Here is a 14,889-nt window from a genome sequence, read left to right as displayed (position 1 = left end):
TTATGTAAACTTCGGATCGGGATGATGCGGTTGCAGGATCAGTGTGGATCCCTCCACCCGCCACGATTTCAGCCGCGACAGGAAGTTCATCCCCAGGACGTCGGTATCGCCGAACGCCGGCGACACGACGACGGCGAGGTCGTTCGCGCGGATATCGCCGAGCCGCAGCCGCGTCACGGTCGATGTCTGGGCAGCGATCGTGCCGTTCGCGGTGCGGATCAGCATCGGAAAACTCGGCCGTCTGACATCGAGGCCGGCCGCATCGGCGGTCCCCGTCGACAGCGCGGTGACGGTCGCGCCACTGTCGATCAGCAGCCGACGCGGTACGCCATCGAGCGTGACCTTGGCCCAGAAATGCCCGTCCGGGCTCATCCGGATGCGCACTTCCTTGCCAACGACGCTTTGATCCTCGAGGTGAAGAACCTTGGCGATCCGGCTGAGATACGGGTCAAACCGCTCGCGTTGCGCAAATAGAACCGCACCCAAGCCGAAGATCAGTGCCCAGGACGCGAGCGAGACCAACACGCGGACCAGCGGAACACGGCGCGCGATCAGCGCCGAGATCGGCAGGACGACAAGCAACGCGTAGATGAGAATATCGGTATGGGTGTTGCCGGTCAGCACGTGATTTCGAGTCCATCGAAGCCCGGCACGACCCCGATCGGAAGCGATGCCGCAAGCGACGCGTAGTCCATGGACTGGTCCATATGTACGAGCGCTGACCGGCGTGGGCGCAGTTCCTCGATCCAGCCGAGCACCGCATCGAGCGTCGGATGCGACGGGTGCGGCCGGCGGCGCAGCGCATCCACGACCCATATGTCGAGGCCGGTGTAGTTCATGCGCATCGCCGGCGTGAGGTCGTGGAAGTCGGTGGCGTAGCCGATCGCGACGCCATCCGCCTCGAACCTCAGGCCCGCCGAAGTGATGCGGCCGTGCGGCTGGTCGACGGCCGCGACGTCGATCCGCCCGATGCGCAACCGGTCCGGCAGTTCGCTGATCGCCACGACCGGCGGATAGCCCGTGAGGCCCCGGAAGACATACCCGAAGCGCTCCGTGACGACGTCCATCGTGCCGCGTCGGGCGTAGCCGGCGACCGGACGACCAAGCGCGTGGAAGACCTGGCGCAGATCGTCGATGCCATGGACGTGGTCGGCGTGATCGTGCGTCCAGATCACCGCGTCCACCGTCGCGAGATCGGCGGCGAGCAACTGTTCGCGCAGGTCGGGCGAGGTGTCGACCAGGATGCGCGTTCCCTCGTGCTCGACAACGATGGAAGCGCGGGTACGGCGGTTGCGCGGCTCGGACGGGTCGCAGTCGCCCCAGTCGTTGCCGATCCGCGGGACGCCCGACGAGGTGCCGGAACCGAGGATGCGGATCTTCACGCGAGTCCGGCCCCTGCCCGGGTCTTGGCGAATAACGAGTGGAAATTGCGCGCAGTCGTCTCCGCCAGCATCGCCGGATCCTCGCCACGCAGCCTGGCCAGGAACGCAACGGTATCGGCGACATAGGCCGGCTCACCCGGCCTGCCCCGGTTCGGCACCGGCGCAAGGAACGGCGCATCCGTCTCCACCAGTAGCCGATCGAGCGGCAGCCGTGCCGCCGTCACCTGCAGGTCCGTCGCGTTCTTGAAGGTCACGATGCCAGAAATGGATATATAAAGTCCTAACGCCAACGCGTTGTCGGCGAAAGCTCCACTGGCCGTGAAGCAGTGGATCACGCCCTGATAGGCGCCCATCTCCATCTCGTCGGCCATGATCGAGGCGGTGTCGTCCTCCGCGTCGCGGGTGTGGACGACGATCGGCAGGCCGGTCTTGCGCGCCGCGGCAATGTGCGCCCTGAAGCTACCGCGCTGGCGCTCCCGGCCTGAATGGTCATAGTGATAATCGAGCCCGCTCTCGCCGATCCCGACGACGCGCGGGTGAGCGGCGCGCGCGACCAGCCGTTCGGTGCCGACGTCGGGATGCTCGTCCGCCTCATGCGGGTGGATGCCGACCGTCGCCCACACATCCGGCTCGCGCTCGGCGGTGGCGATCACGGCGTCCCACTCGCGCTCATGGGTCGCGATGTTGAGCATGGCGGTCACGCCGCGCGCGCGCGCGTTGGCCAGCACCTCGGCCTGCCGCTCGAACACGCCCTCATAGTTCAGGTGGCAATGGCTGTCGGCGAGCATCAAGCGGCCTCCGCCGGCAGTTCGAGACGAGGAAAGACCGGGCTTGGTGGCGCGAGCCGGAAGCCGCTGTCCACCAGCGCGTCGTACCAGCCATCGTCATCGATCGCCGCGTGATCGCGCGCCGTCGCGCCGATCTGGTCCAGAACGCGCGCCGCGGCATCAGGCACGACCGGCAGGATGGTGATCGCCAGCATCCGGATCGCCCGCACCAGCGTGCGCAGCACCGCGTGCATCCGCTCGGGATCGGTCTTGCGCAGCGCCCAGGGCGCGGCGGTGTCGATATACTGGTTGCACGCGACGACGCCCCGCAGCCACATCTCGATCCCCTGGCTCAGCGCCAGATCACCGAACGCCGTCTTAAATCCTGCGCAGGCGACCGTCACCTCCTCGATCAGCGCGCCGTCGATCGCGTCCGCGCTCCCCCTGCCCGGCAGCTCGCCGCCGAGGTTCTTGGCGATGAACGACAGCGTGCGCTGCGCCAGATTGCCGAACGCGTTGGAGAGCTCCGCATTGGCGCGCGTGACGATCGCGTCGGGCGACCAGCTGCCGTCCTGACCGAAGCTCACCTCGCGCAGCAGGAAATAGCGGAGCGGATCGACGCCATATGCATCCGCCAGTTCGACCGGGTCAACGACGTTGCCGAGTGACTTGCTCATCTTCTCGCCGCGATGAAGCAGGAAGCCGTGTCCGAACACCGACTTGGGCAGCGGCAAGCCGGCCGAGAGCAGGAACGCAGGCCAATAGACCGCGTGGAAGCGGACGATGTCCTTGCCGATCAGGTGCAGGTCCGCGGGCCACCAGCGGCGGTACTCGTCCTGCTGCCCCGGATAGCCCGCGCCGGTCAGGTAATTGGTCAACGCGTCCACCCAGACGTACATGACATGCCCCGGACTGCCCGGCACCGGAACCCCCCAGTCGAAGCTGGTGCGCGACACCGACAGGTCCGTCAGCCCCCCCTCGACGAAGCGCATCACCTCGTTCCGCCGCGCGTCGGGGCGGATGAAGTCGGGCTCGGCGGCATAGAGGTCGAGCAGCGGTTGCTGATACTTCGACAGGCGGAAGAACCACGTTTCCTCGGCAGTCCAGTCGACGGGCGTACCCTGCGGCGACAGCTTTTCGCCCCCTTCCCCCGCGACGAGTTCGTCCTCCGCGTAGAACGCCTCGTCCCGGACCGAGTACCAGCCCTCGTACCGGTCGAGATACAGATCGCCCGCCGCCTCCATCGCGCGCCAGATCGCCTGGCTGGCGGCATGGTGTTCGGGCTCACTGGTGCGGATGAAGCGATTGTAGGAGATGTTCAGTCGATCATCCATCGCCCGGAAGAGCGCGGACATCTCGTCGGCGAGCTGGCCGGTCGGGATGCCCTGCGCGCGAGCGGCCTGCGTCATCTTGAGGCCGTGCTCGTCGGTCCCGGTCTGGAACCGCACGTCGCGCCCCGCCTGCCGCTGGAAACGCGCGATCGCGTCGGCGGCGATCGCCTCATACGCATGGCCGATATGAGGGCGGCCGTTGGGATAGCTGATCGCGGTCGTGATATAGAAGGGTTCGGCCATCGCGCAGCCCTAGACCAGCGCGCCCGGCCTCGCCAGCCGCGCGACCAGCCCGGCGAGCTCGAACACCGTGGGTTCGGCGACCATCGACAGCGGCCGCGCCGCGGAGGCGACCGTCCGCGCCGCCTCATACGCGTCGAGCGCGCCGCGCAGCGCCGGACCGGTGCGAGCGCGGGCGGCCTCGGCGATGAACGCCGGTGCGCGGTCAAGGAACGCCTCGTACCGCGGCTCCGCCCCACGTCCGCCGAGCTCGCGCGCGAGCTTCAGCCGAGCGGCGTTGGACGGGTCGCCATCCGCCGCGATACCCGCCAGCGAAGCGTCGAGGGCGGCAAGATCCAGCCCCGCATAGCCGAGCGCCCGCCCCGGCGACCCCTCGCCTGCCCGCACCAGCGAGGTGATCTCAGTCGTGCTCGCGTCGGGCAGCGCGTCCGTCAGCACGCCGGCCAGCACCGCCTCGTCAAGCGGATCGAACCGCAGCAGCCGGCATCGCGAGCGGATCGTCGGCAGCAGCCGACCCGGCTGATGGCTGACCAGCAGGAAGATCGTGCCCTGCGGCGGCTCCTCCAGCCCCTTCAGCAGCGCGTTGGCGCCTTCCTTGGCGAGGTCGTCGATCGCGTCGATCACCACCACCCGGCGCGGCGAGAGCGAGGGCGTTGTCGCGAACATCGGCAGCAGCGAGCGGACCTGATCGACGGTGATCGTGCGCGCCAGATCGGTGTCAGCCGATGGTCGCTCGCCGCCGCCCTTGTCCGGTTTGGGGAGCCGCGCGAGCATGCGCAGATCCGGGTGCGATCCTGCCTCCACCAGTGATCGCGTATGTCCGGGCGGCACGTCGAGCCCCGGCGGCAGCATCTCGCCCGCTCCCTCGGCCAGCAGCCGCAGCGCAACAGCCCTCGCGAACGTCGCCTTGCCGATCCCGCGCGGGCCGGCGAGGAGCCAGGCATGGTGCAGCGCGCCGCTCGCCATCGCCGCCTGGAACGCGGCACGGGGCCGCTGCTGTCCGGCGGGATCGGTCATGGCAGCCAGTCCGAGAGTTCGACGAGAAGTCGTTCCGTCACCGCGTCCGCGGACCCGCTCGCGTCGATGCGCCGCACTCGGCCGGGTTCGTGTTCGGCGATCGTCCGGAACCCCTGGACGACCCGCCCGTGGAAACCGGCGTCCTGCTGCGCGAACCGGTCTGCCGCGACGCCATCACGCCGCAGCGCGCGCTCGTGGCCGTGGTCCGCCGGCACGTCGAGGAATAACGTGCGGTCGGGCAGCAGTCCTTGCGATCCGAACCCGTGCAGCGCCAGGATCGCATCGTCGGCCACGCCCTCCGCTGCGCCCTGATAGGCGCGGGTGGAGTCGAGGAACCGGTCGCAGATCACCCACTGCCCGCGGTCGAGCGCCGGACGGATCAGCCGGTCGACATGATCGGCGCGCGCTGCGGCGAACAGCAAGGCCTCCGCGCGGGCGCCCCACCGGTCGATGCCACCTTGCAGTAGCAGCCCGCGGATCGCCTCCGCGCCCGCGCTGCCCCCGGGCTCGCGCGTCACCACCGCCTTGATCCCACGATGGCCCAGCGCGTCGGCGAGCGCGCGCGCCTGCGTCGACTTGCCGGCCCCCTCCCCGCCTTCCAGACTGATGAAGCGGGCCGTCACTGGCGCAGCCTCACCCCCCGAACAGTGACGTCATGCCCGCCCAGGCGCGCCCAAAGAAGCCCGCCGCCGCCACGTCCCGTTCGGCGACGAGCGGCAGCGTCTGCTCCGGCAGGCCGGGCGAGTCGATCACCAGATCGGCGACATGCTGCCCGGCCGCGATCGGCGCCTTGATCGGGCCGTCGTAGACGATCTTGGACTGCATCACCGGCACCGCGCCGGCGGGCAGCGTCACCTTCAGGTCCTGCGCCGCCGTCAGCCCGACATGGTTGCTGCCGCCGAGCTGCACCGCGGCATCGTCGACGTGACGTCCCTTCGCGACCAGCGTCTTCTGCTGCCACGCCCGAAAGCCCCAGTTCATGAACTTGACCGATTCGTCGATCCGCTGGTTGAAGCCGCTGAGGCCCGCCAGCACCATCACCAATCGTCGCCCGTTCTGCTCGGCCGAGCCGGTGAAGCCGAAGCCGGCCTCCTCGGTATGCCCGGTCTTGAGGCCGTCGGCGCCCGCCACACGGCCGAGCAGCGGATCGCGATTGTCCTGCTTGATCGCCGCGCCGCCCATCGTCTTGCCCCAGGTGAAATCGGGCCGCGAGTAGAATTGCTTGTAGAGCTTGGGGTATTGCTGGATCGTCGCGGTCGCGAGCTTGGCCAGATCGCGCGCGGTGACATAGGTGACGCCGGCGTCGGGCCAGCCGTTGGACGTGCCGAAGTTGCTTCCCGTCATGCCCAGCCGATCGCGCGCGGCGTTCATCTGCGTGACGAACGCAGGCTCTGTGCCCGAGATGCCTTCCGCCAGCACGACGCACGCGTCATTCCCCGACAAGGTGATGATCCCGTACAACAGATTGGCGACGCTCACCTTCTCGCCGGGCGACAGGAACATCGTCGAACCTGCGGCAGGACCATGCCATTGCTTCCACGTCTCCGGTCGCACGTCGATCATCTGATCGAGCTTCAATTGCCCTGACTGGACCAGCGAGAAAGCGACATAAACGGTCATCATCTTGGCGAGCGACGCCGGCGGCATCCGCTTGTCCGCATCCTTGGCGTACAGCACCGCGCCAGACGACAGGTCTTCCATGAAGGCGATCGGCGCGGGGGTGTCGAACGCCGGCGCGGCGGCCTGGCTCGGGATCGCGAGCAGCGCGGCGGCGACGGTAGGGAAGGTCAGCAGGCGAGACAGGTTGGTCATGGCGGGCACCCGTGGCGGATCAGGAGGAGAAATCAATGGGCGTCGACGACGGCGGCGTCGCCATAGCCACGCGCGACGGCGACGTCACGCGCGCGCGCCGCCTCCGTGGCGGAGGCGAAGGGGCCGAGTCGGACGCGATAGAAGCGACCGACCGGATCGACGGTGCCGCCGAGCGCCGCCGCCAAAGCTCGGGCACGCGGCTCGCTGGAAAAGGCGGCGACCTGAACCATCGTCGGGCCGTCCCGAAGCCGCTCGCGGCTCGCGCGCGGGAGCAGTCGCTGACCGACAGCCGAAGCGGGGTCGGAGACCAGCCGGACGCGGACGCGCGCGAGCGGCCGCCGATCGGTCCCCAACGCCTGCGCCGCACCGCGCGACAGGTCGATCAGCCGGGATCGATCGTGCGGCCCACGATCGTCGACGAGCACGAGCACCCGGCGTCCGGTCGCAAGATCGGTCACCTCCGCGGTCGAGCCGAGCGGAAGGGTCCGATGCGCGGCCGTCATGCCCGCGGGATCGAACGGCTGGCCCGATGCGGTGAGATGGCCGGCGGCCTCTTCCCCGTACCAGGTCGCATAGCCGGTCTCGTCATAGCGCCCGGCGGACGGTACGGCCGGGCGTGACCCGCCCGCGCATCCGGCCAGCACCGCCGTTGCCGCGATCACGCTAACGGCCGACCGCATCGGCCAGCAGCCCCACCGACAGCGCGTAGAAGTTGGAGCAGTTATAATCGAGGATGACGCGGTAGTTGCCGGTCAGCAGATACGCCGATTGGCCTGGTCCGTCGGGCTCGAACAGCGTTGCCAGCGTGCGGTCCGCCGGCCAGCCGGCGGTGGTCTGCGGCGCGATGCCGAGCGCGCGCCACTCCGCCATCGTCCGCCAGCCGCTGTGCCGCGCAAACACCCGCGGGCAGCGCGGCGAGACGAGGCGGTTGGCCACCTGACTCTCGTCGAAACCGGCCGGCACGGTAACGGCGAAGCCCCACGGTTGCCCTCGCCGCCAGCCGGCGTCGCGGAAATAATTGGCGATCGAGGCGAGCGTGTCCGCGGGGCTGGTCCAGATGTCCGCGCGCCCATCCCCGTCGCCATCGCGGGCGACGCGCAGGTAGATCGACGGCAGGAACTGCGGATTGCCGGTCGCGCCCGCCCAGCTTCCCTTCAGTTGCTCGCGCGGCACGCCGAGGTCGACCATCTTGAGCGCCGCCAGGAACTCGCCCGTGAACAGCTCGCGACGGCGACCGTCATAGGCAAGGCTCGACAGGCTGCGCAGCAGGTCGAAACTGCCGGTGTAGGCGCCGTAATTGGTCTCGTTTCCCCAGATCGACACCATGATCGACTCCGGCACCCCCGTTTCCGCCTCGATCCGGGCGAGACGCGCGCGCTGCGCCTGGTAGGTCGCCCGGCCGCGCGCGATCCGAGCGGCATCGACGTGCGCGCGGTAATAAGGCGCGAACTTAGGCGGCGGGGCATTGCTGTCATTGCCCGGCTGAGCGCGGTCGAGATCGACGACGCGGGGATTGAAGCTGAGCGTCGGCAACACCGCGTCCAGCGTCGAAGCACGGATGCCCATCGCCGCCGCCCGCGGCCGCAACCCGTCCAGAAACGCGGCGAACCCGGCGTCGCTCGCCTGCGCCACGGCGGGCGACCCCGCGAGCGGCAAGCAAGCGCCGCCGACCGCCGCGACCGCCGCCAACCCCCACCGTATCCAGCCCGACCCCATCATCGCCCGACTGTGGCACAGCAGCGACTCCGCCGAAACAGCCATCACGTCGCGCCATCGCATTCCACCGCTTGCGAACGACGCCGCATCGCGTCAGTACACCCGGGCCGGAGGGATGGCCGAGTGGTTTAAGGCAGCGGTCTTGAAAACCGCCGTGGGTTCACGCTCACCGTGGGTTCGAATCCCACTCCCTCCGCCACGTGTTCGGATCAGAGTGTTTCAGAAGAGCTCATTTTTCGGCATTTTGCACGAGTTGCCGACTTAACGTTTGTCTCACGGGCGCTCATAGACGCTCTATGCATAACGAAGCATCAGGGGGCACATCCGGGACACCGGTTTGCTCAAGTGGGGGCACCGTTTGCTGACCGATGTGGCATGCCGGAAAGCCAAGGCAGCGGACAAGCCCTACAAGCTCGGCGATGCGCAGGGCCTCTACCTGTACGTCATGCCGACGGGATCTCGATCCTGGCGCTGGAAATACCGATTCGCGGGCAAGGAGAAGCGGCTGGTGTTCGGCCGCTACCCGGAGATGACGCTCACGGAAGCGCGAGATGCGCGGACCGAGGCCGCGCGACTGCTCCGATCGGGCGTGGATCCCTCGATCGATCGACGTCAGCGTACCGCGGCGCAGGCGGCGAGGTCGGGCGCGACGTTCGAGCTCGTCGCGCGAGAGTGGCACGAAAGCCAGGGGCGCGTTTGGTCACCACGCTACTCGGCGCTGGTGCTCCGGAGCCTGGAGCAGGACGTGCTGCCTCGGATCGGGAAGCTGCCGATCGCGGAGATCACGACGCCGATGGTCTTGGAGGTTCTGCGCCCGATCGAGGCCCGCGGCGCCGGAGAGACTGCGCACCGGGTGCGGCAGCGGATCTCGGGCGTCTTCGCGCGCGCGATCGCGAGCGGTATAACGCAGGCCGATCCCTCGGCGATCGCCGTGAAGGCTCTGGCGGCGGTGTCGAAGGGCAAGTTTCCGGCGGTCCGGACGATCGAGGCCGCGCGCGACGTTTTGCAGAGGACGGAGGCGCAGCGGCAGCATCCGACCTCCCGCCTCGCTTCTCGCCTGCTGGCGCTGACCGCTGTCCGCTCGGGCGTGCTGCGATTGGCGACGCCGGCGGAGTTCGAGGACCTGGACGGGTCCAAACCCCAGTGGCGGATCCCGGCTTCGAAGATGAAGCTCGTGCGGGAGAGGAAGAACGACCCCTCGTTCGAGTTCATCGTGCCCTTGTCGGATCAGGCTGTCGACGTCGTGAAGGTGGCGCTGGAGTTCGTGGGCAAGAAGGCACCGCTGATCTTCCCCAGTCCGCGGGACATCTTAGTGCCGATCAGCGACAGCACGCTGAGCAAATCCTATCGCGAGGCGGGCTTCGCGGGCGTTCACGTCCCGCATGGCTGGCGGTCGGCGTTCTCGACGGTGATGAACGAGATCGCGGCCGAGGAGAACCGGGTCGGCGATCGCGCGATCGTCGACCTGATGCTGGCGCACGTACCCGCCGGCGTGGAGGCGGCGTACAATCGTGCCGCCTACATGCCCCGCCGGCGCGAGCTGGCGCAGGAATGGGCAGATCTGCTGATGCACGGGCAGCCACCCGCGTCGGCCTTGCTCACCGGTCCTCGGAGCAGCTGAACGGGGTCGGACGATGAGCGCCGCCTCGATCGGTGCCGTGCTCGGCCGGCGGAAAAGCCGCACCAACCCCGACTTCCCGACGGATCCGGTACGATCCCACAGCTGGGACGTGAACGATCCGCGCGCGCAACCCGGGCGCCGGATCGGCGATGGCTCGGCTGGCTTCGGCTGGGCGTTCACCGAGGCGCTGAGAAACCGCGCTCAGGCGCTGTACCAGGAGCATTACACGACGGACTATGATGGCGTGCATCCGATGCAGCGGACCTATGTGGACGTCCTGGAGGCGACGCTGGCGTTCCTGACCCACGCGACGGGAGAGCTGAACGTCGCATACACCGCGATCGCCGAGCGCGCCGTGGTCAGCGTCAGCGTCGCCAAGCGCGCGATCGCCGCGCTCGAGCACTGGGGCTTCCTCGGTCACGTGCGGCGAAGCGTGAAGGTAGAGGGCGCCGAGCGCATGGCCGCGCCACAGCGCAAGCAGGCGCCGAACGCCTATTTCTTCGACTGCCGCCGCCGGATGAGCGCGAAGCTCTGGGGAGCGTTCTGGAGCCGGGTGATCTTCAACCTGAAGAAGCTCGGCAACGGCGCGGCTCGGCGCGCGGCGGCGCTGAACCACGCCTTCAACGAAGTCGCCAAGCAAGCGCCACGCGCCAAGGGCGAGCTGGCCGAGATCTTCGCCCGCATGGAACGGGCGCGTTTCACCGACGACCCCGCTCCTCCCGGACCGAGCGCGAGTCCGCCATCTACCCACTACCCGGAGCTACAGGCTTAGATGATGAGGAATGGGGCCGCTTAGGCGGCCCCATGCGCAGTCTGTTTGGTCCCCCTCCAGTCCCTAACCACCACCGGTAGTCCTAATACGACTGTCGGACGTGGGCGGCTGCGCCGCCCCGGGCTGCCGAGGGGGGACGAGCACGGACCGTGCCACGCCGATCGCGGGCGTAGCGCCTGGTGCGGGCGTGCGCTGAACGGGTTGCGTTCAGGCGGTGTGTGATCCCACGGGCCCAGGCGCGATCAGCGCCCCCCAATCCTCCAGGATCTCGCGGCGCAGGTCGAGGTGATCGGCGCGGTTGTACGCCCGCTCGACCTTGCTCATCCCCGACGGCTTGTGGCCGAGCGTCATGTCGATCGCGGCGCGATCCTCGCGCCGGCGCAGGTTCATGACGGTGCTGAAGCTGGCGCGCCACCCGTGCGGCACGTGGCGGCCGGCGTAGGGCGTGCGGGCGTAAAGGGCGCCGATCGCGCCCTCCCCGATCGCGCCGCCGCGCCGGCCAGGGAAAACCAGCGCGTCGGCCGCGGGTGCGCCGCCGGCGATCGCGCGCGCGGCGCGCAGCACACCGGCCGCCGCGGTCGACAGCGGGACAACGTGATCGTTCGCCGCGTCACCCTTCTCGGCGACCCCGAGCTTCATGTTAGCCGCCGGCACGCGCCATAGCGGCTCGCAGCCGTTGAGGTCTTCGGCCTCGCCCCACCGCATCGCGCGCAGCGTGCCCATGCGAACGGCCGTCAGCGGCAGGAAGCGCGCGGCCAGCCGCAGGATCGGCGCCGAATCCAGCGCTGCCACCGTGTCGACTAGGCCGCGCAGCTCGTCGACGTCGACGAGCGCTGGCTGGCGGCCGCCGGCGACGCCCTTCGTCAGCGCTTCGCCGACGTCGGCGGGATTGGCCGCGGTCGTCCAGCCCTTGGCGCGGGCGTAGGAGTAGACCTTGCCGATGCGCTGGCGGAGCCGGCGCGCGGTCTCGATCGCGCCGCGCGCCTCCACTGCCTCCAACAGCGACAAGACGGCGGGTTGGTCGACGGCGTCGAGCGGGTGCGTGCCGATTTCCGGGAAAACGTCGCGCACCAGGCTGTCCAGCACGTTGGCCGCGTGTACCGGCGACCAGGCGCCCGCATGGTGCGAGTGCCAGTCGCGGGCTGCGATCTCGAAATTACCGGATTTCGAAATCTCGCACGTCCGGTCGCGAGGATCCTCGCCGCGGGCGAGCTGGGCGCGTGCCTGGTCGCGCCATGCGCGCGCCTGGTCGAGCGTCACCTCCGGCCACTGGCCGATCGTTAGGGTCTGCTCGCGACCGCCAGCGTCGCGGAACCGCATGCGGAAGCTCTTGCATCCGAGCGGAGTGACGTGGAGCACTAGGCCCTGCCCATCCGAGATCTTGTAGGCAGCCGGTTTCGGCCGCGCGCCGCGGACGGCTGCGTTGGTTAGCATCGGGACCTCTACATTGTAGTTGTAACGATTATCGGTTCCGCGCATCGCGCCGCCCATCGACCTAGGCTGGTCGAGGGAAGCGAGGCGTCATGATCAAGATTTTCACGATAGGTTATGAGGGGGCTTCACTGGCCGACTTCGTCGTTACGCTGACGTCTGTGGGCGTCGAAATCGTTGTGGACGTCCGCGACCTGCCTCAATCGCGGCGCCCGGGCTTTTCCAAAAAGCCACTCACGTTGGCCCTCGCGGAAGCGAATATCGCGTACCAGCACATGAAACAGCTCGGGGATCCGAAGCCGGGCCGAGATGCGGCTCGAGCCGGGCAGATGGATACATTCAGATCGATTTTCACGGCGCATATGGAACGGCCCGCGTCCCTCGAGCAGCTCCGGGAACTAGCTGCGTTGGTAGAGACGAAGTCCGCCGTCCTGCTTTGCTACGAGCGGAACCCGTGCGACTGTCACCGGAAGCTATTGTGCGATGGCCTTCATAAGCTAGGCTCCTTCCAAGTAGAGCATCTTGGCGTCAGGCCGCGAGCTCGCGGGGAGCGTATCGATGTCGTTGGAACCATCAGGCACGCTGGAGCACGTTGAGGACGAAGCCTTCGTCGTTGTGAAGGCGGCGCCTCGTGCAAGTCAGACACACGGCGTCACAGTCTGCTGCGCCGCGATAGACAGGAACGGCAAATGGGTTCGGCTGTACCCGGTCTCATTTCAGACGCTTGAGGAAAAACAGAAGTTCGCAAGGTGGGATCGACTTCGCTACCGATGGCGGAAGCCTCGTGTAACGGCCGACCGCCGAAGCGAGTCCCGTCGCGTCGATGCTCAATCCATCAGGATTGAGGGATCATTGCCGGAAAGACAGCGACACCCACTGATCAACCGCACCGCCGTGACGAGCTTGCAAGCAGAGGGCGCGGAGGGCCGGAGCCTAGCCCGACTGCGGGCTGAAATCCTCGACTTTCGTGTCGAGCGTAGGTCTGCAAGCGAGATCGCAAAGGAGCAGGCTGATAGGGCAAAGATACGCGCCCAAGTCGATATGTTTTCTACCGCGGACACAGTAGCAGCAGACGCGATACCGTTTGTCTTTAAGTATAAGTATCGGGACGATGACGGTGAGCACATCGGGACCTGTCAAGACTGGGAGACAGAAGCCACGTTTCTGCGTCGTAGGCGCGATCTCGGTTCCGAGAGGGCAGCATTGGACTGGATGCAGGAACGGTTTGGGGTCGAGTGGCCTGCCAAAGGGATCGTCCTCGCGATGGGGACGCACCGCTGGCATCCAGGCCAGTGGCTGATCAATGGAATTGTCCGGGTAGACGCAGATCCTCAAACCGACCTGTTTTGAGCTTCGTGGCGGGCACCTCCTCCGCCCCGGTCTCGAAAGTTGCCGAAAACTGATGTCGGGCTGCGCCAGATCGAACGAGATACCCGCTCTCGCGTCTGCGATGCCCGCGCGACTATGCTCGCAAGCGGACCAGCAGCTTCATTTCACGATGCTTTGGCCGCCGGCCTGAGGTGGAGCGTACTCATCTTCGAGTTAACCTCGATTATTTTGCTTCGGCGGCAACTCGTCAAGCGTGGCTGGGTTGCGTACCACTGACTAAGTGTTCGTCCTCTCGTTTTGGTAAGGAGGTGAGATGCGGCGATCAAGCAACCCGTCGAGCCATTGGGATCAGTACCCGGAAAGGCTTCGAAGCGGTCCGAGACGCTTGGTTGCGGTCGCTGTGTTGTTGAGCAGCACAGCTCACGGACAGAACCTCTGTCGGGTCGACAATCTATCGCGCTCTGGATGTCGGGTGCTGATACAGTGCCGGTTCGCGACCGAAACATTCTTAACTCTGACATTTCCAGGCCGTTCTCCGCTTGGAGCACGTGTGATCTGGAGCGATGGATTGCGCTGCGGCCTCGAGTTCTTGCACCCTCTCCACGTCGGGGTGCTCGACGATCTACTCCGCCTCTTTCAGCGTCCACCGGGTGAGCAGGCAAGAGAGTCGCGTGACCTTGCGAGTTGGCAACCCGATCAAGGTTGAAGGTCATGATCGAGTGCGGACGATCAAAGCGGAGGAACCCTCCGCCCCGGTCATGAGAAACCGCACAAAAGCGCGGGTTCGAGAGCGCGAGAACGGGCACGATACCCGTTCTCGCGCGGCAGATACCCGCAACCGGTCAGTCGAAGTTGCGCACGATCAGCTCGCCGACGCGTTGACCCGCACCACCTGAGGCGGTGCCGATCGTGTAGGTCGTCTCGACGTCGTCGATGCGGAAGCGGGCGAACACCTGGCGCGCGCCGGGCGTGGCGTTGATCGACAGCACGAACTTTCCGGCGATCGCCGCCAACTGCTCGGCCAGGCGCTCGAAGTCGGCTTGCTCGAACACGCCGGTGCCGTAGTCGTCCTCGCAGCCCCAGTAAGGCGGATCGAGGTAGAACAGCACGTCGGGCCCGTCATACCGCCGGATCAGCTCGCCATAGGGCAGCCGCTCCACCACCACGCCGGCGAGCCGCTCGTGGAGGTCCGACAGGATCGGCTCGAGCTTCGTCACGTCGAAGCGCCCGGGCGTCCGGCGATCGATGCCGAAGCTCCGGCCGTCGACCTTACCGCCGAACGCAAGGCGCTGCAGGTACAGGAACCGTGCCGCGCGGTTCAGATCGGTCAGCCTGTCGCCGGGCAGCGCCAGCAACCGCTGGAACTCCGCCCGACTGGTGATCCGCCAGCGCAGGTGGTCGATGAAGTAGGGATAGTTGTCAACGGCGGAGCAAAATCAGGCCAGCGGGGCGGAGTAAAAGCAGGCCAGTT

16 protein-coding genes and 1 tRNA gene are annotated in these 14,889 nt (G+C 67.5%); 6 read left to right on the top strand and 11 right to left on the bottom strand.

The window, feature by feature from the left end:
- Genes ACFE65_RS08770 through ACFE65_RS08730 form a run of 9 tightly spaced genes read right to left on the bottom strand, consistent with a single transcriptional unit; the run spans nt 1 to nt 8,268 of the window.
- Nucleotides 1–624, bottom strand: a complete 624-nt coding sequence (locus tag ACFE65_RS08770) for a TIGR02281 family clan AA aspartic protease (protein WP_375381978.1) — start codon at nt 622–624, stop codon at nt 1–3.
- On the bottom strand, nt 618–1,382 hold the full coding sequence (locus tag ACFE65_RS08765; protein ID WP_375381977.1) for an MBL fold metallo-hydrolase: 765 nt from the start codon (nt 1,380–1,382) through the stop codon (nt 618–620). The genes ACFE65_RS08770 and ACFE65_RS08765 overlap by 7 nt, the downstream gene beginning before the upstream one ends.
- Entirely contained in the window at nt 1,379–2,170 is a 792-nt protein-coding gene (locus tag ACFE65_RS08760; protein WP_375381976.1) for a TatD family hydrolase, read from the bottom strand. Before ACFE65_RS08760 ends, ACFE65_RS08765 begins: the two co-directional genes overlap by 4 nt.
- Nucleotides 2,170–3,723, bottom strand: a complete 1,554-nt coding sequence (metG, locus tag ACFE65_RS08755) for a methionine--tRNA ligase (protein ID WP_375381975.1) — start codon at nt 3,721–3,723, stop codon at nt 2,170–2,172. The genes ACFE65_RS08760 and metG overlap by 1 nt, the downstream gene beginning before the upstream one ends.
- 9 nt (nt 3,724–3,732) lie before the next feature.
- Nucleotides 3,733–4,737, bottom strand: coding sequence for an AAA family ATPase (locus ACFE65_RS08750; RefSeq protein WP_375381974.1), 1,005 nt, complete (start codon nt 4,735–4,737; stop codon nt 3,733–3,735).
- A complete protein-coding gene (tmk, locus tag ACFE65_RS08745) occupies nt 4,734–5,360 on the bottom strand; it encodes a dTMP kinase (RefSeq protein ID WP_375381973.1) in 627 nt (208 codons plus the stop codon). Before tmk ends, ACFE65_RS08750 begins: the two co-directional genes overlap by 4 nt.
- A 10-nt stretch (nt 5,361–5,370) precedes the next feature.
- Nucleotides 5,371–6,549: a D-alanyl-D-alanine carboxypeptidase family protein gene (locus ACFE65_RS08740; RefSeq protein WP_375381972.1), complete on the bottom strand. Its 1,179-nt coding sequence runs from the start codon at nt 6,547–6,549 to the stop codon at nt 5,371–5,373.
- Nucleotides 6,550–6,581: 32 nt separating this feature from the next.
- On the bottom strand, nt 6,582–7,211 hold the full coding sequence (locus ACFE65_RS08735; protein WP_375381971.1) for a septal ring lytic transglycosylase RlpA family protein: 630 nt from the start codon (nt 7,209–7,211) through the stop codon (nt 6,582–6,584).
- A 1-nt stretch (nt 7,212) separates the two neighbouring features.
- Entirely contained in the window at nt 7,213–8,268 is a 1,056-nt protein-coding gene (locus ACFE65_RS08730) for a lytic transglycosylase domain-containing protein (protein ID WP_375382039.1), read from the bottom strand.
- Nucleotides 8,269–8,374: 106 nt separating this feature from the next.
- Here ACFE65_RS08730 and ACFE65_RS08725 point away from each other — a divergent pair.
- The 3 genes from ACFE65_RS08725 to ACFE65_RS08715 all read left to right on the top strand — a co-directional run bounded on the left by ACFE65_RS08725 (nt 8,375) and on the right by ACFE65_RS08715 (nt 10,658).
- Nucleotides 8,375–8,464, top strand: a tRNA-Ser gene (locus ACFE65_RS08725).
- A gap of 171 nt (nt 8,465–8,635) precedes the next feature.
- Entirely contained in the window at nt 8,636–9,886 is a 1,251-nt protein-coding gene (locus ACFE65_RS08720; RefSeq protein ID WP_375381970.1) for a tyrosine-type recombinase/integrase, read from the top strand.
- A gap of 13 nt (nt 9,887–9,899) precedes the next feature.
- A complete protein-coding gene (locus ACFE65_RS08715) occupies nt 9,900–10,658 on the top strand; it encodes a hypothetical protein (RefSeq protein WP_375381969.1) in 759 nt (252 codons plus the stop codon).
- 207 nt (nt 10,659–10,865) lie between these two features.
- On the opposite strand, the gene ACFE65_RS08710 is transcribed toward ACFE65_RS08715, so the two are convergent.
- Nucleotides 10,866–12,092 carry a tyrosine-type recombinase/integrase gene (locus ACFE65_RS08710; protein WP_375382038.1) on the bottom strand — a complete coding sequence of 409 codons (1,227 nt, stop codon included), beginning with the start codon at nt 12,090–12,092 and terminating at the stop codon, nt 10,866–10,868.
- A gap of 89 nt (nt 12,093–12,181) precedes the next feature.
- Here ACFE65_RS08710 and ACFE65_RS08705 point away from each other — a divergent pair, with 89 nt between their 5' ends.
- The 3 genes from ACFE65_RS08705 to ACFE65_RS08695 all read left to right on the top strand — a co-directional run bounded on the left by ACFE65_RS08705 (nt 12,182) and on the right by ACFE65_RS08695 (nt 14,124).
- Complete coding sequence (locus ACFE65_RS08705) at nt 12,182–12,685, top strand: DUF488 family protein (RefSeq protein WP_375381968.1); 504 nt, start codon at nt 12,182–12,184, stop codon at nt 12,683–12,685.
- Nucleotides 12,648–13,439 carry a hypothetical protein gene (locus tag ACFE65_RS08700; RefSeq protein WP_375381967.1) on the top strand — a complete coding sequence of 264 codons (792 nt, stop codon included), beginning with the start codon at nt 12,648–12,650 and terminating at the stop codon, nt 13,437–13,439. Before ACFE65_RS08705 ends, ACFE65_RS08700 begins: the two co-directional genes overlap by 38 nt.
- 292 nt (nt 13,440–13,731) lie before the next feature.
- Nucleotides 13,732–14,124, top strand: coding sequence for a PilZ domain-containing protein (locus tag ACFE65_RS08695; protein ID WP_375381966.1), 393 nt, complete (start codon nt 13,732–13,734; stop codon nt 14,122–14,124).
- Nucleotides 14,125–14,260: 136 nt separating this feature from the next.
- On the opposite strand, the gene ACFE65_RS08690 is transcribed toward ACFE65_RS08695, so the two are convergent.
- A complete protein-coding gene (locus ACFE65_RS08690; RefSeq protein ID WP_375381965.1) occupies nt 14,261–14,773 on the bottom strand; it encodes a DNA adenine methylase in 513 nt (170 codons plus the stop codon).
- Nucleotides 14,774–14,889: the final 116 nt, after the last annotated feature.

The organism is uncultured Sphingomonas sp. (assembly GCF_964237335.1).
Lineage (GTDB): Bacteria > Pseudomonadota > Alphaproteobacteria > Sphingomonadales > Sphingomonadaceae > Sphingomonas.
Note: the sequence above shows the minus strand (reverse complement) of the source record. Positions and strands in the feature narration are given on the sequence as shown.

Coding starts and splice junctions, on each gene's coding strand:
- ACFE65_RS08760 (WP_375381976.1), bottom strand. CDS start 2,170: ATGCTCGCCGACAGCCATTGCCACCTGAACTATGAGGGCGTGTTCGAG.
- metG (WP_375381975.1), bottom strand. CDS start 3,723: ATGGCCGAACCCTTCTATATCACGACCGCGATCAGCTATCCCAACGGC.
- ACFE65_RS08750 (WP_375381974.1), bottom strand. CDS start 4,737: ATGACCGATCCCGCCGGACAGCAGCGGCCCCGTGCCGCGTTCCAGGCG.
- ACFE65_RS08740 (WP_375381972.1), bottom strand. CDS start 6,549: ATGACCAACCTGTCTCGCCTGCTGACCTTCCCTACCGTCGCCGCCGCG.
- ACFE65_RS08730 (WP_375382039.1), bottom strand. CDS start 8,268: ATGATGGGGTCGGGCTGGATACGGTGGGGGTTGGCGGCGGTCGCGGCG.
- ACFE65_RS08715 (WP_375381969.1), top strand. CDS start 9,900: ATGAGCGCCGCCTCGATCGGTGCCGTGCTCGGCCGGCGGAAAAGCCGC.
- ACFE65_RS08710 (WP_375382038.1), bottom strand. CDS start 12,092: ATGCTAACCAACGCAGCCGTCCGCGGCGCGCGGCCGAAACCGGCTGCC.
- ACFE65_RS08705 (WP_375381968.1), top strand. CDS start 12,182: ATGATCAAGATTTTCACGATAGGTTATGAGGGGGCTTCACTGGCCGAC.
- ACFE65_RS08700 (WP_375381967.1), top strand. CDS start 12,648: ATGTCGTTGGAACCATCAGGCACGCTGGAGCACGTTGAGGACGAAGCC.
- ACFE65_RS08695 (WP_375381966.1), top strand. CDS start 13,732: ATGCGGCGATCAAGCAACCCGTCGAGCCATTGGGATCAGTACCCGGAA.